This window comes from Candidatus Pseudothioglobus sp. uisw_070, from assembly GCF_059512545.2.
This window is the reverse complement of sequence record NZ_CM183456.2, coordinates 219,256-240,504: the sequence shown is the minus strand read 5'-3', so window position 1 is coordinate 240,504 and position 21,249 is coordinate 219,256. Positions and strand designations below refer to the sequence as shown.

Annotated in this window: 13 protein-coding genes, 2 tRNA genes and 3 rRNA genes; 1 reads left to right on the top strand and 17 read right to left on the bottom strand. The window is 39.0% G+C overall.

Going from position 1 to position 21,249, the window contains the following annotated elements:
- Positions 1–3: 3 nt before the first annotated feature.
- The 15 genes from secF to gshA form a co-directional block, all read right to left on the bottom strand.
- Complete coding sequence (gene secF, locus AC5YGD_RS01105) at positions 4–930, bottom strand: protein translocase subunit SecF (RefSeq protein WP_416695746.1); 927 nt, start codon at positions 928–930, stop codon at positions 4–6.
- Positions 927–2,774, bottom strand: a complete 1,848-nt coding sequence (secD, locus tag AC5YGD_RS01100) for a protein translocase subunit SecD (RefSeq protein WP_271537333.1) — start codon at positions 2,772–2,774, stop codon at positions 927–929. The genes secF and secD overlap by 4 nt, the downstream gene beginning before the upstream one ends.
- Before the next feature lie 16 nt (positions 2,775–2,790).
- Positions 2,791–3,144 (bottom strand): preprotein translocase subunit YajC, encoded by a 354-nt coding sequence (gene yajC, locus AC5YGD_RS01095; RefSeq protein ID WP_271537331.1) that lies wholly within the window; start codon positions 3,142–3,144, stop codon positions 2,791–2,793.
- 25 nt (positions 3,145–3,169) lie between these two features.
- Positions 3,170–4,459, bottom strand: coding sequence for a serine--tRNA ligase (gene serS / locus AC5YGD_RS01090; RefSeq protein ID WP_496141710.1), 1,290 nt, complete (start codon positions 4,457–4,459; stop codon positions 3,170–3,172).
- A 107-nt stretch (positions 4,460–4,566) separates the two neighbouring features.
- Positions 4,567–5,838 (bottom strand): Tat pathway signal protein, encoded by a 1,272-nt coding sequence (locus AC5YGD_RS01085; protein ID WP_496141709.1) that lies wholly within the window; start codon positions 5,836–5,838, stop codon positions 4,567–4,569.
- A gap of 9 nt (positions 5,839–5,847) precedes the next feature.
- Complete coding sequence (locus AC5YGD_RS01080; RefSeq protein ID WP_496141707.1) at positions 5,848–6,768, bottom strand: outer membrane lipoprotein-sorting protein; 921 nt, start codon at positions 6,766–6,768, stop codon at positions 5,848–5,850.
- Positions 6,765–9,353, bottom strand: a complete 2,589-nt coding sequence (locus tag AC5YGD_RS01075) for an efflux RND transporter permease subunit (protein WP_496142333.1) — start codon at positions 9,351–9,353, stop codon at positions 6,765–6,767. The genes AC5YGD_RS01080 and AC5YGD_RS01075 overlap by 4 nt, the downstream gene beginning before the upstream one ends.
- 177 nt (positions 9,354–9,530) lie before the next feature.
- A complete protein-coding gene (locus AC5YGD_RS01070) occupies positions 9,531–10,475 on the bottom strand; it encodes an MBL fold metallo-hydrolase (protein WP_496141706.1) in 945 nt (314 codons plus the stop codon).
- 107 nt (positions 10,476–10,582) lie between these two features.
- Positions 10,583–10,698 (bottom strand): 5S ribosomal RNA (gene rrf / locus AC5YGD_RS01065).
- A 149-nt stretch (positions 10,699–10,847) separates the two neighbouring features.
- Positions 10,848–13,737: ribosomal RNA gene (locus tag AC5YGD_RS01060) — 23S ribosomal RNA — on the bottom strand.
- Between the two features lie 303 nt (positions 13,738–14,040).
- Positions 14,041–14,116, bottom strand: a tRNA-Ala gene (locus AC5YGD_RS01055).
- A 30-nt stretch (positions 14,117–14,146) separates the two neighbouring features.
- A tRNA-Ile gene (locus tag AC5YGD_RS01050) sits at positions 14,147–14,223 on the bottom strand.
- 90 nt (positions 14,224–14,313) lie between these two features.
- Positions 14,314–15,854: ribosomal RNA gene (locus AC5YGD_RS01045) — 16S ribosomal RNA — on the bottom strand.
- Together the 16S, 23S and 5S rRNA genes with 2 tRNA genes alongside form the textbook arrangement of a ribosomal RNA operon.
- Before the next feature lie 366 nt (positions 15,855–16,220).
- Positions 16,221–17,564 (bottom strand): tRNA uridine-5-carboxymethylaminomethyl(34) synthesis GTPase MnmE, encoded by a 1,344-nt coding sequence (gene mnmE, locus AC5YGD_RS01040; protein WP_496141705.1) that lies wholly within the window; start codon positions 17,562–17,564, stop codon positions 16,221–16,223.
- Positions 17,554–19,083 carry a glutamate--cysteine ligase gene (gene gshA, locus AC5YGD_RS01035; RefSeq protein ID WP_496142381.1) on the bottom strand — a complete coding sequence of 510 codons (1,530 nt, stop codon included), beginning with the start codon at positions 19,081–19,083 and terminating at the stop codon, positions 17,554–17,556. Before gshA ends, mnmE begins: the two co-directional genes overlap by 11 nt.
- A 127-nt stretch (positions 19,084–19,210) precedes the next feature.
- Here gshA and AC5YGD_RS01030 point away from each other — a divergent pair, with 127 nt between their 5' ends.
- Entirely contained in the window at positions 19,211–20,140 is a 930-nt protein-coding gene (locus tag AC5YGD_RS01030; RefSeq protein WP_496141704.1) for a Nudix family hydrolase, read from the top strand.
- Here AC5YGD_RS01030 and AC5YGD_RS01025 read toward each other — a convergent pair.
- Positions 20,137–20,403, bottom strand: a complete 267-nt coding sequence (locus tag AC5YGD_RS01025) for a glutaredoxin family protein (protein WP_271537209.1) — start codon at positions 20,401–20,403, stop codon at positions 20,137–20,139. The two genes, AC5YGD_RS01030 and AC5YGD_RS01025, sit on opposite strands and share 4 nt — an antisense overlap.
- A gap of 88 nt (positions 20,404–20,491) precedes the next feature.
- The gene (yaaA, locus tag AC5YGD_RS01020) at positions 20,492–21,244 is read right to left on the bottom strand and encodes a peroxide stress protein YaaA (protein ID WP_416695737.1); all 753 of its coding nucleotides are present in this window, start codon (positions 21,242–21,244) and stop codon (positions 20,492–20,494) included.
- Between the last annotated feature and the right edge of the window lie 5 nt (positions 21,245–21,249).

The following is a 21,249-nucleotide window of genomic DNA, read 5'->3' as shown; positions in this document are numbered from 1 at the left end:
TTTTTACGGTCTAGCGTCAATCTCTTTTTTCTCTTTTTCCGAAGGCAGCATGTCTTCTTTGGAAATTCCCATCGCAAGAATAGTTGAACTCGCAACATAGATTGAAGAGTAGGTACCAATTACCACACCGATAAGAAGTGCACCAGCAAAACTATGAATCACCTCTCCCCCTAGATAAAATAGAGCAAAAAGAACAAGTAAAGTTGTGAGGGATGTCATTAATGTTCGTGATAAAGTTTGATTAAGAGCCTCATTAATAATTGATCCAGGCTCCACTTGGCGACTTGCAAGAAAGTTTTCTCGAATTCTATCAAAAACTACGATCGTATCATTAAGAGAATAACCAATTACTGCAAGAATAGCAGCCAATACTGTCAAATCAAATTCAATTTGCAGTAATGAAAACACTCCTAACGTAATAATCACGTCATGAATAAGGGCCGCAATGGAGCCTAGAGCAAAGCGATACTCAAATCTAAAGGCAACATAAATTAAAATTCCAATAAGTGCATAAAGCATTGCCAGGCCGCCATCATTGGTTAGCTCTTCACCAACCTTTGGCCCAACAAATTCAACTCTGCGAACATCAATTCCCTCACCAAGCATTCTAATAATTGATGAACTGAGTTTTGCACTTGAAGTGGCTTGTGGCTCCAACTGAATAAGAACTTCAGTATCTGATCCAAAATATTGAACATTGGCACCTTTGAAATCCGCAGCAGCAAGCTTTGAACGAATACCTTCAAGATCAGCTGATTTTTCATAGCCTAATTCGATTAATGTACCACCAGTGAAGTCAATACCAAATTTGAGACCTTGAAATCCTATTGAAGCTATAGAGACAATTAATAAAATTGCAGAAAAAATCATCGCATATTTGCGTCTACCTACAAAGTCAATAACTGGAATATTTAATGATCTAAGACTCATATTGCCAACTCCTTATCCTTCTTTCCACCGTAAATAAGGTTGATCATTGCCCTAGAGACAATAATTGCTGTAAACATAGAGGTAATAATTCCAATTGAAAGCGTAACAGCAAAACCTTTAATTGCTCCTGTGCCAAAACTAAATAACACCAAGGATGCTATAAGGGTTGTAATGTTCGCATCAGCAATAGTCAACAGTGCTTTCTCATAACCTGCAGAAATTGCTTTTTGAATATCTTTAGCTGAGCGCATTTCCTCTTTGATGCGTTCAAAGATTAAGACATTAGCATCAACCGCCATACCAACTGTCAAAACTATACCTGCTATTCCTGGTAAGGTTAAAGTTGCCTGAAGCATAGATAGTATTGAAACTATAGTGATTAAATTTAATGTTAAAGCCACATTTGCAACCAAGCCAAATACGCGATATCGCCACGCCATAAATACCAACACTAAGGCAAAACCAACTAAAACAGAAATGAATCCTTTTTGAATATTATCAGCACCCAAGCTTGGACCAATTGTTCGCTCTTCAATAATTTCAACCGGAGCTGAAAGCGAACCTGCTCTTAATAGTAACGCTAAGTTTCGCGCCTCTCTAGAGCTGTCTAGGCCAGTTATCTGGAAACGATTAGAGAAGGTTCCTTGAATTGTTGCTGCATTAATAATATCTTGCGTCTTACTGCGCTTCTTCACCGCAACACCATCCTCAATAATTGTTTCTACTTGATTTTCAATAAAAACAACAGCCATTCTATAGCCTATAAATTCTTTAGTAGTTTCCAGCATGGTTCTTCCACCAGAACTATCTAAAACAATACTAACTTGTGGCTGATTATCTTGATCAACACTAGAAGATGCATCTACTATATTTTCACCCGTTGCTATAACAGTTGTTTTGAGTAGTAAAGGTCTTCCATCTTTAAACTTATAAAGCTTTGAGCCCGATGGTGTTTTTCCTGATTGGATGGCAGTTTGAACATCATTTTGCTCGTCAACTAACCTAAACTCAACGGTTGCTACAGCTCCTAATATTTCTTTGGCTCTGGCCGTATCCTGAACTCCAGGCAATTGAACAACAATTCTTTCTGTGCCCTGTTGCTGAATTATCGGCTCAGCAACACCTAGCTCATTTACTCGATTACGAAGGGTAGTAATATTTTGTTTTAGTGCGCTAGATTTTGCTGTAGATTGAGCGCTTGATGAAACTTCAAGACCAAACTCTAGCTCTAACTCACTACCTTCAACAATTACCAAATCAGGCAAATCATTTTTTAAAACCTTTTTTGCCTTGTTCTTAAGATCTTCACTCTTGAAGCTTACAACTAACCTATTATCTTCTTTGCGAATTTTTTTATACAGCTTATCCTTACGTAAAGCAGTTCTTAGCTCATTGTAATAACGATCTAAAGAGGTTGAAACTACTGCCTCCATATCTACTTCAAGTAAAAAATGAACGCCTCCTCTGAGATCAAGCCCTAAAGACATTGCCTTACCACCAAGATTCCCAAGCCATTGTGGAATTGACGGAGCAAGATTAAGAGCAACCACATAATTTCTGCTTAGTGAGTTCTTTAAAAGTGTCTTAGAAGAAAGCTGTGATTGGGAGTTGTTAAAACGAACTAGAATATTATTGCTATCAATCTTTATAGACTTAAAGTCAACATTATTTTCTGTCAGTGTACTACTTATAGACTCTAAATCACTATCTTCAACAATATAGTCGCCCGTTCCCGTAATCTGAATCGCCAAATCTGAACCATACAGATTTGGCAATGCATATAGAGTTGAGAGGAATAAGAAAAATACAATAAGTGCATTTTTCCAAGCTGCGTAATGATTCATATTGAGTTTTTATATATTATTTTTCTATCTCTTTTTTGCCGATTGCTTTTGTTTTTTTAGCTTTGGGGATTGCTTTTTCCTTAGAGCCTGACTTAGTCATAGATTTTGCGCTTCCCTTTGGCATCTTTTGATTAATGCCCTGTTTTTGTAATTTAACTATAACTCCTGAAGCAATCTCTACTTCTGCAAAAGACTCATCAACTGCAGTAATTTTCCCAATGACACCGCCATTAGTAACAACTTCATCGCCTTTTTTTAAGGCTTTTAATAGGGTTTTGTGATCTTTAGCTCTTTTTTGTTGTGGTCTGATTAATAAAAAATACATCAGTACAAACATTGCTATCAGAAATAGTTCTGGTGGTAAATTCATTTCTCACTCCAAATTAATAAAGGGGTTATTTTATCTTAGTTGAGCCGCCCATGTAGCCCTGTAAGACTTTTGGTATTGTAATACTGCCATCCGCATTTTGATAGTTTTCTATCACCGCAACCAAAGTTCTGCCAACTGCAAGTCCTGAGCCATTTAAAGTATGTAAAAACTCTGACTCTTTGGTGTCTGAGTTTTTCCAACGAAGCTGCATTCTTCTCGCTTGAAAAGCTTCAAAACACGAACATGATGAAATTTCGCGATATGCAGACTGGCCAGGAAGCCACACCTCTAAATCATAGGTTTTGGCTGAAGAAAAACCTAAATCACCAGTACACAATGATACTTTTCGGTAGGGTAACTCTAGTAGCTTTAGTATGCCCTCTGCATGCGCTGTAAGCTCCTCAAGAACATCGTAAGCATCAATAGGTTTAGAGATTTGAACTAATTCAACTTTTTCAAACTGATGCTGACGTATTAATCCCCTAGTATCTCTTCCATATGAACCTGCTTCAGATCTAAAACATGGCGTGTGCGCTACAAACTTTAGAGGCAAATCAGACTCTTTTATAATTGAGTCGCGCACAATGTTGGTTACTGGAACTTCAGCAGTTGGAATTAAGTAAAGTGATTTCGCATCACCCTCTTCTCCATGGAGATGCGTTTTAAATAAGTCGGCTTCAAATTTTGGTAATTGACCAGTGCCCATCAGAGAGTCTGCATTTACCAGGTAAGGAACATACGTCTCGGTGTAACCATTAACCTCCGTATGATGGTCAAGCATGAACTGAGTGAGTGCTCTTTGAAGTTTTGCAATCTTACCAGTCATAACAACAAATCTAGCACCTGAAATCTTCGTGGCAGCAGCAAAGTCGATGCCATGCATTTCGCCTAAATCCACATGATCCTTTGGCTCAAAGTCGAATTTTTTGGGCTCCCCCCACTTAAGAACTTCAAGGTTGTCATCCTCACTAAAACCTTCAGGAACTGAAGGATGAGGTAAATTAGGAATTGCCATGGCAATCTCATCAATCTTAAATTGGAGTGCATTTAATTCGGATTTAGCACCATCAAGGCTCTCTCCAAGACTAGAAACTTCATCTAATAAAGGCTTAATGTCTTCTCCAGAAGCTTTCGCTTGACCTATTGCTTTTGATTTAGTATTACGTAAATTTTGCAGCTCTTGTGTTTGAACCTGGATCACTTTCCTTTGATCCTCAAGCTTATTAAACTCATCAACATCAAACGTAAAATTACGCCTTTTAAGTTGCTCAACAACAAAATCAATATTTCCTCTTAAAAGCTTGCTTTCTAACATTATATAAACCTAAATTATTTTAGCTAAATTATACAATATCCTATGCTATAAGAGGGATTGATGCTTTAAGTTGACTTAAAAATGCAACACCTTAACTAACTGAGTCATTAATACTGGTACTTAACTTCCAAGTTAACTCTTTGGTACTGGTCAAACAAACTTAGCGCACGGTTTGGTTTAGCATCAGCATATGTGACGCCCAATGAAGCTTTCCAGTGATCATTAATATCCCAGTCAAGTCCAGCTGAAGTTAGTGAAAGATCATTGTTTGATAATATTATATGGGAGGTATTCCAGCTCCAGTCTGAATCACCAAACTTGTCATTTACTCTTGCCATATATGTCGTACTATTTTTATCTGCACTGACACTTCCTGTTAAAGTCGGTGTTAGATAATCACTGTAGAAATCTAATAGGTACTGAGAGTTAACTGAAATCAAGATCGTTCTATCATTTTTTTGAATATCAAAAGCCAAGTCCCAATCAATTCTATCTACCTTTACAAATTGTCCTGAACGGTTTTGCTGCAAGTTATGTTTATAGGCAACATCAAATTTAAGCAAATAATCATCAAAGGCTTTATTCATTCCAAGCCCTAATAATTGATATGGTGTTGCATAAACCAACCCATCTGTTAGGTTAATGATTGCATCATTAGGAACTAGCTGACCAGCATAAAAAGCCATATCACTTCCTTCCCCACTTATTCCATAGCGCAATCCAAATTCATCATAGCTATCATTTTTAAGTGTCATTAATGTGCTTTTTGCAATTCTAGGATTTGTATTATAAAAAAAACTTAAATCACTATCTACAAAGTAACGAGTAGAGCTCAAAATCCATTGGGAAATCATGGATGGGTCTGTAAGCCCTCCTGAAGGATTAATTACGTCAAGTGCGCCGCCCTCAAGCTCACCCCAGCCAATAGTATATCGACCTAGCTTAGCACTCCAGTCATCAAAACTAAATTGCAAAAATGCCTTCTCTACCTCAATATCACTGGCCTCAATTACGTTGTTGCTATCACTCGGCCAATATTTTATTGCTTTAATTTCTACTTCGCCATAACCTGAGTCAAAAACAGAGCCACTTGTTCCTAACCTCAACTCAGTTCTTTCCATAGCAGTGCTATAACTACTTGCAGGATTAACACCATACTTCTGCGAAACACTTAAGTCCAGCCAAGAAAAAGATTTTTCTAGATTTATGTCATTATCACCAAAGACATCACTGTCATCATCCCACTCACCAAACTCTTCATCAGAATCGTCAAATACTAGTTCATCGTCAAATAATAACTCATCCTCAGCAATAGAAATGGAGTTAATTCCAAAGCTAATAATTAAAGCAATAATTCCTTTATAGATAAAATTTAACATACTCAGAATTTATTTAGCTTGTTTACGTAAATCCTTCAGAAATTTCTCTCTAAATGCTTGGTCAGTCAATGCTCTTTGAGTTAAAAAATCTTCTTTAATATCCATATCAAAGTTTATCGCCTCAAGTTTCATATTTGTTAGCCTATTGCTTACCGTATTAAAAAATGTCAGACTTCTTCCCATCCAAACATCATTAATTTTTTCAACTTTGCCAACCTCGAGCTTCTTGATAGGATTGTTGTATTTATCGAACATTTGTACCTTAAGAGTTATAAACCTTTCAGTATCAATCCAATTTTGCGTTTTCCCATAACTGCTTTTGCTAATTCGATGTTTTTTTGGTGTCGCCTCAACAACTGCAACCTCTCTTCCTCTAAAAGTTCCGAACTCTAGTAATTCGTATGTATAGTCATCAAGCTTTCCTGTCTCTTGATCTTCAGTGGTCATCTCAGTTCCAAAAATACTTGCAGATTCAGTTTCCTCATCATCACTGTTCCTAACACTAATTCTCTTTACTTTTCCAAGAGCAGAAAGATATAACCAGGTCTCATTATCTCGGTCACTGTCATCATAACTATATGAGAGCATTCCAATTCCTTTTTCACTTGCTGGCTCAAGGATTATGGCAATACTCTTAGTATCTTGGCTACCCTCTCCAGTATTAATTTGTGCATTTTCTATTAACTTAACTCGGGCTTTTTCAGCGCACTTTACCTTACCGCCGCTAAGACCATACTTGCACGTAGTCAGCTTCATACGGGTGAATGCTGAGTCAGTAGACTTCCTGCTCTCAACATCAACTCTCTCCATAATCTCTCGTGCACTTAAATTAGTTTCAGCATATACATTTGGCGCTTGTAGATTTAAAAATGCACCAAGTACAACACTAAGCAAAGTAGATTTTGAGTAAGTAAGTATTAATTTATTCATTTTGTAGCCTCTATAAAATTTAAATTATCTTCAACATCTTTCTGACCAAACTTCGGCTTGAAAATCATAATCAATGCTGGGAAAAACAATAAGTCGCATAGTAGTGCAACAAATATAGCTAAAGAACCAAAAGTCCCAATCTTTGCTAATCCCAAATAGTCACTAAATGTAAGCATCAAAAACCCACAGCCTAGGATGAGAGTTGTAAATGTTACAGCTTGGCCCACCTCTTTTATAGTTTCCACGAGCGCAAGCTTCATATTGTGATTTTGTGCAAGTGACATTCTATAGTGACTAATAAAGTGAATCGTATCATCCACTGCAATACCAATAATTAAAGGAGCAATCATTAATGTGTCTGTATCAAGCGGAACTCCAAGAAGACCCATTAATCCAAATGCTAATGATGCGGGTATTAGGTTAGGAATAATCGACATAACGCCTGCCTGAAAAGAACCTAGCGTTATCATCAATAACAGACTAATAACCACAGCTGCTATTGCCAAACTCTTAAACTGATTATTACTAATGTCATCAGCAAGCCTCATCATTAAAGCGAATGATCCAGTAATTTGAACTTTTATATTAGGATATCGATCTTTTAATCCATTAAACTCATTATTTATATCACGCTGAATATCTTTAAAAAAATCCTTGTATTCGTTAGAGCCTGCATTTTTTAATTGAACACTTATGTGACTCTTACTATAATCATCACTGACAAGGGCTCTTCTCTCTTCAGGATTTGAACTATTAAACAAGTAAAGCAATTGGGATACCGCAATTTGACTATCAGGAATATTTCGATAATCTTCTGAGTCTTGCATAATAGCATGAGTGTCTATTACTAGATCTGCCAAAGAATTTGTTCGGATAATAAATTCACTATAATTTTCCTCAATTGTATTTTGAAGTCTATTCATAGCATTTAATACGTCAGGATCCATTATTCCATCTGAAATTGCTGTGGCTACAACGATTTCCATATTTCCTGTGCCCATCATGTGTTCATCAACAATTTCATAGGCCTGACCAATAGGAACATCATCAGAATAAAGTTCAACTAGATTAGAGTCAATTTTGACTTGAGTTGCGCCATATATACAAATTACAAATACACTCACAAAAATAATAGCTATAGAGTATCGGAAGCGCTCCACAAAAGCTGGAATTCTATTTAATAAAGGTTGAAGCCATTCTGCGCCTAAGAGCCAATTCAAACCCATTCTCTTTGAAAGTTTTGCTATTGGATTTACAAAGAAACATAAAAAACTCAACATTTTTGATTTCAATAAAGACACTATCGACCTTACTCCAGTTTTTCTACTTGCACTAATTGCCTGGGTCTTTTTAATTTGCATTGGGTGCCAATAATTGAGTAACACTGGCAGTAAATATATTGTGTATAAGAAAGCAAAAAAGACGCCAGCAGCTGAAGAGAAACCAAATTGCACAAACATTGGCATCCCAGTTACCGCTAATGATGACATTCCCGCCATCGTGGTAATTGTTGTTAATAAGATAGGAACGCCTGTCTTACCATAGGCCTTTGATAACGCCTCATCATGTTCTTTGCCGTCACGTCTGAAAAACAAATAAGAACTCATCACATGAACGCAGTCAGCTACGCCAACCGCAATAATAAGCATCACTGTTAATGCAATAAGAGTTGTTGATGCTAAATTGAGCCAGCTCAGGCTTCCAATAACAAAGAGAATACTGAGGCCAATCGCTAATTGAGGAAGAACGACTGCACTTACAGAGCGAAACAATGACCAAAGCAACAGGTTAATGATTGCCACCATGCCTACTAGTAGAAACGCAGCTTGAATAAGCGTGTCCATAGCTAAGGAAATCATTGCAGAATTGCCAATTGGATAAAAATTAAAATGCTCTGACATCTTTTGCTGTTCAGTTATCGCCGTTATAGCCTTCATAAATGGAATATAAAGTCCTGGCTCATCTGGCTGATATTCAATTTTTTGAATAACAGCATTATCATCCATACCTTCATCAAAATCATCACTCCACGCATCATCATCAAACAAAGAGAACTGGTCATTTAATTCTTGAATTACTGGGATTGCTCCAAAGTCTGTTTGAATGGAAATTGCCCCAAAACGATGATCTTTTGAGAACATAAAGAGCGGCAAACTTGGCTGATTATCTGCCTCAGAACTAATTTCACTTAAAACCAAGGCGTCACTTGGAATTTTTTTAGGAACTAAACGAGGCGAACTTAAAACATCATCTTCATTTTTTTGAATTCTAATATTAGATAGTGACTGAACACGCTTAATATGAGTTAATGACTCAACAATTTCAGGAGTTAGTCCATATTTTTCAAGCCAAACATCATCACTTATCTGTCTATAGTTATCTAAAACCTCTGTTATTTCAGAGATTAGTGTTAGAGATTTATTTGAGAATACATCGCCATCTTTAGCCTCATAAACAATAAATAAACCATCGTCACTCCCAAACTGGTCACGAAAATCATCCAAAGCTTCAATTGCAGGATCAGACTCACTAAACCAAACATCAAATGAAGTATCTAAAACAAAGCGAGAAGCACCATACCCCATAAAAATAGTGGATAGCAATGCTAATGCAAGAACTGTTTTACGGTAAGGTATAAGCTGCCCTGGAACCTTCGCAAAATAATGGTTTAGATATAGTAAAAGATTTTTCATAGTTAAGTTTAGAAAGCAGAGCTATATGATACTTATTTAATATTTAATTAATGAAATTCAAGTCTCAATTTATACTATTTTTTGCCAATAAATTAAACCTTGAGTATTTATTTTGATATCAAGCTCTAACCTTTCTCTGCAAAAATCAAAGTCTTTGAAACCAATCTTTTCAATTCCTTCTAAAAAATAATTCATCATCTTTTCTTGAATTACTTTTTCAGCATCACCCTCAGTTGCATATTTTTTTGCCAAATTGCTAACAAAATGGATACCAGCTATCAACTGTTCAACTACTTTTTGAGTTGGTCTAATTGCAGCAAAATGTGTTAAGCAGACTCGCTTAGGCTTGTACTTCATTATTTTATGTATGCTTTTAATTAATTCCTCTGGATCAAACTGAACTGGGCTTGTGCTTGGGAAAATATATACTTCATCATTATGATCTAAATCACGATAAGAGATGCCAAACGTATCACCAGTAAACATCGATTCTGTTTGCCTATCCCAAATGCAAAAATGATGTCTTGCATGTCCTGGGGTATCAATAAACTTTAACTCTCTTCCATTAAAATCTAAAATAAAATTGTCATCAGCCTCAATAACTCTGCTTGCCTCAATTGGAATAATTTCACCGTACAACTTCTTAAATTTTTGCTCGCCATACACAGCCATAGCTCCAGCTATTAGCTTGGTAGGATCAATCAAGTGTCTCGCCCCGTGAGGATGAACTATTAGAGTCGCATTTGGACATTGCTTCATAAGTCCACCTGCCCCACCTGCATGATCAAGATGGACATGAGTAGGAATTATATAAGCTACATCTACAAAACTTAGGTGGATTTTCTCAAGTGCTTTTTGAACATTAGAAACACTAAAGCTAGTTCCAGTTTCAATGATTGCAACCTTATTATTTTCCTTAATAAGATATATAGCTGCAAAATCGTTACTAAAATAGCCAGAATCAATCACGCTGATTCCACTAGCAATGGTTTTTACTTTAAAGTTATCAGTCATGGGTTACTTGCATAAATCTAGTAATAATGATAGTTTTATTTTACGTGATTAAGAATCAGATAAAAAAATACCCCGCCTTGAAAAGGGTCGGGGTATTTTGAATAAAAGCCTAGCAATGTCCTACTCTCACATGGGGAGACCCCACACTACCATCGGCGCTAAGTGGTTTCACTACTGAGTTCGGGATGGGATCAGGTGGGTCACACTTGCTATTGTCACTAAGCAAACTGCTTACTTGAATTAAGTCTGAACTTATTTCAAGTGAATTAAAAAGTTTTTATACCAAAAAGGTATAACAAAATGGATTAAGTAAAGTTTATAAGGCATATTGCCTGTTGACACAACAACATCTCCAAATATCTTGGGTGTTATATGGTCAAGCCTCACGATCAATTAGTACTAGTTAGCTCAATACATTGCTGCACTTTCACACCTAGCCTATCAACCTCGTAGTCTTCGAGGGATCTTTAGGATTATTAAATAATCAGGGAGACCTAATCTTGGGAGGGGCTTCCCGCTTAGATGCTTTCAGCGGTTATCCTTTCCACACATAGCTACTCGGCAATGCCACTGGCGTGACAACCGAAACACCAGAGGTGTGTCCATTCCGGTCCTCTCGTACTAAGAACAGCTTCCCTCAAGTCTCCAACGCCCACGGTAGATAGGGACCGAACTGTCTCACGACGTTCTAAACCCAGCTCGCGTACCACTTTAAATGGCGAACAGCCATACCCTTGGGACCTGCTTCAGCCCCAGGATGTGATGAGCCGACATCGAGGTGCCAAACACCCCCGTCGATGTGAACTCTTGGGGGGTATCAGCCTGTTATCCCCGGCGTACCTTTTATCCGTTGAGCGATGGTCCTTCCACTCAGAACCACCGGATCACTAAGACCTAGTTTCCTACCTGCTCGACGTGTCAGTCTCGCAGTCAAGCATCCTTTTACCTTTGCGCTCATTGCACGATGTCCGACCGTGCTGAGGATACCTTTGCGCTCCTCCGTTACTCTTTAGGAGGAGACCGCCCCAGTCAAACTACCCACCATGCATTGTCCCCGATCCGGATTACGGACCAAGGTTAGAACCCCAACCATACCAGGGTGGTATTTCAAGGGTGGCTCCACTCTAACTAGCGTTAAAGCTTCAAAGCCTCCCACCTATCCTACACAAGTAGGATCAGAGTTCAATGCAAAGCTGTAGTAAAGGTGCACGGGGTCTTTCCGTCTGGCCGCGGGTATACTGCATCTTAACAGCAATTTCAATTTCACTGAGTCTCGGGTGGAGACAGTGTGGCCGTCGTTACTCCATTCGTGCAGGTCGGAACTTACCCGACAAGGAATTTCGCTACCTTAGGACCGTTATAGTTACGGCCGCCGTTTACTTGGGCTTCGATCAAAAGCTTCGCGCAAGCGCTAACCTCATCAATTAACCTTCAAGCACCGGGCAGGAGTCACACCCTATACGTCCACTTACGTGTTTGCAGAGTGCTGTGTTTTTAATAAACAGTCGCAGCCACCTAGTTTTTTCAGCTCTTCTTTGCTCAATCAGCAAGTGATATCACATAACAAGAGCACACCTTCTCCCGAAGTTACGGTGTCATTTTGCCTAGTTCCTTCACCCGAGTTCTCTCAAGCGCCTTAGAATTCTCATCTCGTCCACCTGTGTCGGTTTGGGGTACGGTTTCATATAACCTGAAGCTTAGAGGATTTTCCTGGAAGCATGGTCTCACTCACTTCGCCCAAAAGAGGGCTCGTTATCACGCCTTGAAATAGAGGTTCCCGGATTTTCCTAAGAACCATTTCTACACGCTTGAACAAGGACAACCATCGCCTTGCTGAGCTAACCTACTCCGTCTTCCCATCGCAGTTATATGAAGTACGGGAATATTAACCCGTTTCCCATCGACTACGCATTTCTGCCTCGCCTTAGGGGCCGACTAACCCTACGCCGATTAACGTTGCGTAGGAAACCTTGGACTTCTGGCGAGGGGGTTTTTCACCCCCTTTATCGTTACTCATGTCAGCATTCGCACTTCTGATACCTCCAGCAAACCTCACAGTTCACCTTCAACGGCTTACAGAACGCTCTCCTACCATCGCAATAAATTGCGATCCGCAGCTTCGGTATATAGTTTAGCCCCGTTAAATCTTCCGCGCAAACCGACTCGACCAGTGAGCTATTACGCACTCTTTAAAGGAATGGCTGCTTCTAAGCCAACCTCCTGGCTGTCTGGGCCTTTTCACATCGTTTCCCACTTAACTATAATTTTGGGACCTTAGCTGACGGTCTGGGTTGTTTCCCTTTCCACTACGGACGTTAGCACCCGCAGTGTGTCTGCCGCGCTCATACTTTCTGGTATTCGGAGTTTGCAATGGTTTACTAAGCCTTGACGACCCGCTAGCCATAACAGTGCTCTACCCCCAGAAGTAATACGCGACGCTCTACCTAAATAGATTTCGGAGAGAACCAGCTATCTCCGGGTTTGTTTGGCCTTTCACCCCTATCCACAGTTCATCCCCTCATTTTTCAACATAAGTGGGTTCGCGCCTCCAGTTAGTTTTACCTAACCTTCACACTGACCATGGATAGATCACCCGGTTTCGGGTCTACTCCCAGCAACTAAACGCCCATTTAAGACTCGGTTTCCCTACGGCTCCCCTAATGGTTAACCTTGCTACTGAGAAGTAAGTCGCTGACCCATTATACAAAAGGTACGCAGTCACAGAACAAGTCTGCTCCCACTGCTTGTATGCATACGATTTCAGGTTCTATTTCACTCCCCTCCCGGGGTTCTTTTCGCCTTTCCCTCACGGTACTTGTTCACTATCGGTCAGTAGAGAGTATTTAGCCTTGGAGGGTGGTCCCCCCATATTCAAACAGCGTTTCACGTGCGCCGCCTTACTCGATTTCACAATTAAAAGATTTTCGTATACGGGACTATCACCCTGTGTCGTTGAACTTTCCAGAACATTCTACTAATCTCAAAATTGCTTAAGGGCTGGTCCCCGTTCGCTCGCCGCTACTAAGGGAATCTCGGTTGATTTCTTTTCCTCTAGGTACTTAGATGTTTCAGTTCCCTAGGTTTGCCTCCTTAACCTATGTATTCAGTTAAGGATAATGATCTTATGATCACTGGGTTTTCCCATTCGGAGATCTCCGGGTTAAAGCTTATTATCAGCTAACCGAAGCTTATCGCAGATTATCACGTCCTTCATCGCCTTCTACTGCCAAGGCATCCGTCGTATGCACTTATTCACTTGACCATATAACCCCAAAGTATCTGGGTTAATGGTTCTTTTTACACCGAGAAGTCACTAACTGCATCTTACGATACAATCGGTGAATTCTATTTTTTCAATGATAGATAAATCTATCAATGAGAATCCATATTTTTTGAAATTGTTGTGTCAATGCAATACACCTTTTACGTTGTATTGTATTTAACAAACTTTACTTCATATCCAAATTGTTAAAGAGCTCCGAACCAAGGAATAAACCAAGGCTTGGTATAAAAACTTAAATAAGACATATAAATAAATCTTATTTAAGTTTTCATTTGAGAAAAATGGTGGAGCTAAGCAGGATCGAACTGCTGACCTCCTGGATGCAAACCAGGCGCTCTCCCAGCTGAGCTATAGCCCCAATAGAAAAACTAATAACCCAGAAAAAATATGGTGGGTCTGGGTGGATTTGAACCACCGACCTCACCCTTATCAGGGGTGCGCTCTAACCAACTGAGCTACAGACCCTTAATATCAATTAAATTGAATTTGGGTTATTGGTCTTTTTCTCTTTCTTTAATATTATCAAACAACTTGTGTGAACACTCGTACATTTCTTAAGGAGGTGATCCAGCCCCACCTTCCGGTAGGGCTACCTTGTTACGACTTTACCCCAGTCATGAATCACACCGTGGTGACCGTCCTCAATAAAGTTAGACTAGCCACTTCTGGTGCAACCCACTCCCATGGTATGACGGGCGGTGTGTACAAGACCCGGGAACGTATTCACCGTAGCATTCTGATCTACGATTACTAGCGATTCCGACTTCATGGAGTCGAGTTGCAGACTCCAATCCGGACTACGAAAAGGTTTCTGAGATTAGCTACACCTCGCGGCTTCGCGGCTCTTTGTCCTTCCCATTGTAGCACGTGTGTAGCCCTGGTCGTAAGGGCCATGATGACTTGACGTCGTCCCCGCCTTCCTCCGGTTTATCACCGGCAGTCTCCTTATAGTTCCCACCATGATGTGCTGGCAAATAAGGATAGGGGTTGCGCTCGTTACGGGACTTAACCCAACATCTCACGACACGAGCTGACGACAGCCATGCAGCACCTGTCACTGAGTTCCCGAAGGCACCAATCTATTTCTAGAAAGTTCTCAGGATGTCAAGACCAGGTAAGGTTCTTCGCGTTGCATCGAATTAAACCACATGCTCCACCGCTTGTGCGGGTCCCCGTCAATTCCTTTGAGTTTTAACCTTGCGGCCGTACTCCCCAGGCGGATAACTTAACGCGTTAGCTTCGCCACTAAGGGGTAAATCCCCCCAACGGCTAGTTATCATCGTTTACGGCGTGGACTACCAGGGTATCTAATCCTGTTTGCTACCCACGCTTTCGTACCTCAGCGTCAGTATTGGTCCAGAAAGTTGCCTTCGCCATTGATGTTCCTTCTGATATCTACGCATTTCACCGCTACACCAGAAATTCCACTTTCCTCTACCATACTCTAGTTGACCAGTTTCAAATGCAGTTCCCAGGTTAAGCCCGGGGCTTTCACATCTGACTTAATAAACCGCCTACGCACGCTTTACGCCCAGTAATTCCGATTAACGCTTGCACCCTCCGTATTACCGCGGCTGCTGGCACGGAGTTAGCCGGTGCTTCTTCTAAAGTTAACGTCAAGGCTAATGGCTATTAACCACTAGCTTTTCTTCACAATTGAAAGTGCTTTACAACCCTCAGGCCTTCTTCACACACGCGGTATTGCTGGATCAGGGTTGCCCCCATTGTCCAATATTCCCCACTGCTGCCTCCCGTAGGAGTTCGGGCCGTGTCTCAGTCCCGATGTGGCTGATCATCCTCTCAGACCAGCTAAAGATCGTCGCCTTGGTAGGCTTTTACCCTACCAACTAGCTAATCTTACGCAGGCTCATCTGATAGCGTGAGGCTCGAAAGTCCCCCACTTTACTACGAATAGATTATGCGGTATTAATCCGAATTTCTTCGGGCTATCCCCCACTATCAGGTAGATTCCTACGCGTTACTCACCCGTCCGCCACTCGACGCCTACTAGCAAGCTAGTATCGTTTCCGTTCGACTTGCATGTGTTAAGCATACCGCCAGCGTTCAATCTGAGCCAGGATCAAACTCTTCAGTTTAATCTTTGACTTTTTAGAACACTTGGCATTTTATAACCAATAGTTCAATTTTTTAAAAAGCTTATCTGCTTTTGTTTTTTATGTGCACTGCACAATTTCTTGCACGAGTGCCCACACAAGTTGCTTGATAAATTTTTAAAGAGCTACCAACTAAAAAAGTTCTTTTTGGCCGGTGAAAGCGGGAAATTATACATGCTCAAATAGTATCGTCAAGTGATATTACGAATATTTATCAAATAAACTTTAATGGGTCTAAATTGATAGGTTAAATCACCTATAAATAGCCATTAAAATCAATAATTTAGAGACTTATTTTGAACTTTCTAACTTCCTTTATTTTTTCTTTCGAAAAGAAATAATTGTACGCTATTTGCCAATACAAAATGAAGAGAAGATTTCACCCAATAGATCATCCGATGAAAACTCTCCAGTAATTTGCCCAAGAGACATACCTGCCTGACGCAAATCCTCTGCTACTAACTCACTCGCCCCTCCCTCTAATTGCTCAAGAGCACTACTTATATATATTAGCGTTTGATCAATCGAGTCAATATGTCTTTTTCGAGCAAGAAAAACTCCTTCACCATCGGAGTTTAAACCGGCAAATTCAACTAGTGTCTTTCTTAGCAAGTCAACTCCATCACCATTCTTGGCTGAAAGACTAACCTCCAATTGGTTGCCTAGCTTTCTAACTTCAGATCTAGTATTTGACAGATCAATCTTATTTCTTATACATATAACTGGTTTATTTTTAACCAAATCAGGCAGTATTGAGAAATCAGGTGAATTGTCTTTTGTATCAAATACTAGTAACACTACATCTGCGTTATTAATTTCAGTATATGCCCTTTTAATACCCTCTTGCTCAATGATATCATCACTGTTATGAAGTCCAGCTGTATCAATAATATGCAGCGGCATTCCATCAATATGAATTGTTTCTTTTAGAACATCTCTAGTAGTTCCAGCAATATCTGTAACAATTGCACTCGGCTGTTTTGTGAGCGCATTAAGCAAGCTTGACTTTCCAGCATTAGGTTTTCCAGCAATTGCAACGTGAAGTCCATCCCTTAAAATTGCCCCTTGATTGGCACTCTCGAGTATATTTTTAAGTAAAACTTTTAAATTTTTAAGTTTAGTTGAGACTTGGTGAGACTCAAGAAAATCTATTTCCTCATCAGAAAAATCAATAGTTGCCTCGACAAAAACTCTTAATGAAGTTAGCTCTGCAAGTAAATGATTAATCTTTTCTGAGAATTCACCCGTTAATGATCTTACAGCGCTCAGGGCAGACTCTTCTGAACTCGATTGAATCAAGTCTTGAACTGCTTCAGCCTGAACCAAGTCAATCTTGCCATTTAGAAAGGCCCTTTTACTAAACTCTCCAGGCTCAGAAAGTCTTGCCCCTAAAAATAAAGCAATTTCTAGAAGCTTTCTCATAACACTCATGCCGCCATGACCCTGGAATTCTACAACATCCTCACCACTATATGAGTTAGGTCCAGGGAAGTATATTGCTACTCCTTTATCAATAGTATTGCCTTCATTGTCATAAAAAGCCCCATAAAAAGCGTGCCTTGGCTTTAACTCCGTTTGTAGTATTTTTTTAGAGATAACTTTAGAAAGTGGGCCTGACACTCTTACAACTCCAATTCCGCTTTGGCCAATGGCAGTTGCTAATGCGCATATAGTATCTATCTTAAGCGTCATCTTCAAAATACTTTTCTAAAAATTGATCAAAATTTATAACATCTTTAGATTCAACTTCTTGTTGCTCTTTTATAGATCTAATTGAATGCTCATCTAATCTAAGGAAATAGTCTTTATCAAAAGCTTTCTCCTGATTTTGTGTTTTATATTTATGACTATATTGGTCAGTGAATTCGAAAAAACCTTTCTCCTGGCGCTGCATTTCATTAAGCATTATTGCTGATGGCGTTAAATCAGGATTTTTAATTCGAATTGAAATACTTTCTACCGATTCTTGATGCGCATCACTTAATAGCTTTGAGCATTGCTTTATTTTCTCAAAAAGACTCTCGCCCCAATCAGTAAGAGTTACTTTCTCACCAACATGCTCAAGAATTAAGTTGGGCTGTCTACCTTGGTGAGCAACCAAGAGAGCATTTGAGTCAATTTCTACTAATTCGGATGATGAAATCGCTGGCGAGTCCTCCAAAAGGCAGAATAATAAGAAGGCTTCTAAAAACTCAATTTGCTCTTTATCAATTCCTACTTCAAGCAAAGGATTAATGTCCAGTGATCGTATTTCAATATAACCTATACCATTATTATTTAGAGCTCTGAGAGGCCTATCATTTCCATATAAAATAGGCTTTGGACGAACAGAAGAGTAGTACTCATTTGCGATTTGAAGGATATTTGTATTAAGCTGCTGGTACTCTCCATTTTTCTTTAAACCAATCTTTTCAAAATCCTCACAGCTAGTTTTCATTGCCGCACGAAGACTGTATATATAATGACATAAGCTATTATAGTTGGCCTTAACTCCTTTCTCATCCTCCTGAGAATTCTGATAACCAATATCGCCCATTCTTAGGGAAGTTGCATAGGGTAAATATAAAGTGTTGTCATCAAATTCTTCTAGGTTATGCTCATGATAGTCATGCATAAATGACTTGCACACTGTTGCAGAAGCTCCAAATAAGTAGGGAATTAGCCAGCCATATCTCAAAACATTCCTAGTGAGTCCCATGTAGTGCACATCCATGAAGCCCTTGGAGTCAGTATCATTTGGTGATATTAATTCACGATAAGACTGCCAAAACTCTAATGAAAATGAATAGTTAAAATGAATTCCAGCAATCGCCTGCATTACGCTGCCATATCGATTAGAGAGGCCGCGCCTATAAACTGTTTTCATCATTCCTAAATTTGAACTACCATAATTCGCAATAGGTATATTGGTTTGACCTCTTAATATACAGGGCATACTGGCAGGCCAAAATCGCTCATTTTCTGGCAAGTGTTGATAAATATAATTGTGGATTGTCGTGAGCTCATCTAGAACTTGATCAGCCCCCTTTAAAGGCTGAGTAACTAATTCAAGTAAAGCCTCACTAAAGTCTGTAGTAATTGCAGGATTTTTTAGAGCAGAGCCTAATCCTTCTGGGTGCGGCGTTTGAGCAATACTTCCATCATCTGAGACGCGTAAACCCTCTTTCTCAATTCCTATAAGGTTGGCTTTAAGGCTATCCTTAAAGGGCATAAGTGATTGGACTTTTTTATCAAGTTTCACTATATAATTTCAAATATTAAAGTCGTTATTTTACCTCGGACTTGTGTTAACGGTGATAATAGAAAATGCATCCATCAAATACCTTAAATTTAAAATCGTGCTTTATAAAAATACCATTATTGAAGTAGTTGTCGGGATAATACACAATAGTAATAATGAGGTATTTATTGCTAAGCGTCAAAAAAATCAATTTATGGCGGGCTATTGGGAGCTTCCTGGCGGAAAAGTAGAGCCAGGAGAAGATCACCTCAGCGCAATCAAAAGAGAACTTTTTGAAGAAACAGGAATTACCGTTAAAGACTGTAAGTTAGTTCAAAAGATTCAGCATATCTATCCTGAAAAAACCATCAATTTATCGGTTTATAGTGTTGATAATTATCTTAGTGAACCATTAGGGTCTGAAGGACAAGAAATTACTTGGAGTAGTGCAGATAAATTCAAAAATTTCAAATTACTTCCAACTATGTGGAGAATTATTCATAAATTTTCACTTCCAAAATTTTATTGGATTACGCCTGATAATCATCAATCTGATATAGTCATTAACGAATGTAAAAAACAGTTAACTAATGGGGTTAAATTTATACAACTAAGAAGTAAGACTCATCTTGATCATACTTACATAAAAAAAATAAACAGGCTCTGTAAAAAAAATCAGGCAAAACTTATCCTAAATGCACCAAACAAAACCTTTAATGAACCTTGTGATGGCTGGCACCTAACGAGTTTGGAGCTAATGTCATTAAAAGAAAGGCCAGTTATTGAAGAAAAACTAATTGGCGCATCAACCCATAACATTGATGAGGCCCTGCACGCAGAGAATATTTCTGCTGATTACATCAGCTTGTCACCAATAGAAAAGACACTGACTCATCCTGACTCTATACCTTTAGGATGGGAAGATGCCTCTGGCATTATTGAAAAGTGTAATTTGCCAGTTTTTTTACTTGGCGGGATGAAGAAAAATCTAGTTGAAAAAGCTTTAAGTATAGGCGCCCAAGGCGTCGCTGGAATTAGAGATATTTAAATGCGTGAACCAGTAATCTCAAAAACTTTATTATGAATATCTTCTTTGCTCATTTGTGCTAATCCATCAGACCCGCCCTTACATAAGAGCTTATCATTTACAAAAATTTGAGGGACAGTTCTAAAGCCAGATTTAACAAAAAAGTCTCGCGCATCTTTGTCTTCTTGAATGTTGAGCGTTTCATATTCAATATCAAGATTATCGAGATAGTTTTTTGCCCTTGTGCAGTAAAAGCAAGAGTGCGAAGTATATACTTTAATCATTAGTAGTTTTTACACAGTAAAAGACTGGAAATAATACCAGTCAAAGGAATCAGAGGCACTTTAAATAGTTTTACAAATATTGTGGGCTTTAGTCTCTGAGATAAACCCAAGAAGAGTCACTAGAAAGTTCTTTATCGAATCTATAACCTTCATCGACAAAATCTTTTAGTCCCTCTGGACTCTTCAATCGATTTCGTATAATGTAATTCACCATCAAGCCTCTTGCGCGCTTTGCATAAATACCTATAACTTTGTATACTTCCCCTTTTTTTTCCTTAAACACAATATCCAAAACATTCGCATTTAGTGTTTTTTTATCTACAGCTTTGAAGTATTCATTGGATGAAAGATTTACTATAAGTTCAGACTCATCCTCATTGAGGACATCACTAATCTCTGTTCCCCAATACTCATAAAGATCCTTGCCTTTAGAGTTAGAAAGCTTAGTTCCCATCTCTAAACGATAAGGTTGTATTAGGTCAAGTGGCCTTATAACGCCATAAAGGCCAGAAAGCATTCGAACACTGTCTTGCGCAAAATTAAGATCATCAGTTGACAAAGCTGGGGCATCAATTCCGTTGTAAACGTCTCCTTTAAAAGCAAGTATTGCTTGCTTTGCATTTTCTCGATTGAACGGCAGTTTAAACTTTTGAAAGCGATCAAAATTCAACTTAGATAATTTCTCACTTAATGACATCAGTTTAGAAATTTGAGATTGGCTTTTCTTTTTTAAAATGCTAACCAGCTCACTGGAGTTATCTAAGTTACGAGTTTGAGAATAAAAATCAACATCACATTGAGAAAAATCTTGCGTTTTTGAAGGTGAAATAATTGCTAACATATTAG

What these genes read in the sequence shown, in the direction of transcription:
- AC5YGD_RS01075 (WP_496142333.1), bottom strand. Translation starts at nt 9,353, where the DNA reads ATGGGGTATGGTGCTTCTCGCTTTGTTTTAGATACTTCATTTGATGTT.
- AC5YGD_RS01080 (WP_496141707.1), bottom strand. Translation starts at nt 6,768, where the DNA reads ATGAATAAATTAATACTTACTTACTCAAAATCTACTTTGCTTAGTGTT.
- AC5YGD_RS01025 (WP_271537209.1), bottom strand. Translation starts at nt 20,403, where the DNA reads ATGATTAAAGTATATACTTCGCACTCTTGCTTTTACTGCACAAGGGCA.
- mnmE (WP_496141705.1), bottom strand. Translation starts at nt 17,564, where the DNA reads ATGACGCTTAAGATAGATACTATATGCGCATTAGCAACTGCCATTGGC.
- serS (WP_496141710.1), bottom strand. Translation starts at nt 4,459, where the DNA reads ATGTTAGAAAGCAAGCTTTTAAGAGGAAATATTGATTTTGTTGTTGAG.
- AC5YGD_RS01070 (WP_496141706.1), bottom strand. Translation starts at nt 10,475, where the DNA reads ATGACTGATAACTTTAAAGTAAAAACCATTGCTAGTGGAATCAGCGTG.
- secD (WP_271537333.1), bottom strand. Translation starts at nt 2,774, where the DNA reads ATGAATCATTACGCAGCTTGGAAAAATGCACTTATTGTATTTTTCTTA.
- secF (WP_416695746.1), bottom strand. Translation starts at nt 930, where the DNA reads ATGAGTCTTAGATCATTAAATATTCCAGTTATTGACTTTGTAGGTAGA.
- AC5YGD_RS01085 (WP_496141709.1), bottom strand. Translation starts at nt 5,838, where the DNA reads ATGTTAAATTTTATCTATAAAGGAATTATTGCTTTAATTATTAGCTTT.
- gshA (WP_496142381.1), bottom strand. Translation starts at nt 19,083, where the DNA reads ATGCCCTTTAAGGATAGCCTTAAAGCCAACCTTATAGGAATTGAGAAA.
- yaaA (WP_416695737.1), bottom strand. Translation starts at nt 21,244, where the DNA reads ATGTTAGCAATTATTTCACCTTCAAAAACGCAAGATTTTTCTCAATGT.
- yajC (WP_271537331.1), bottom strand. Translation starts at nt 3,144, where the DNA reads ATGAATTTACCACCAGAACTATTTCTGATAGCAATGTTTGTACTGATG.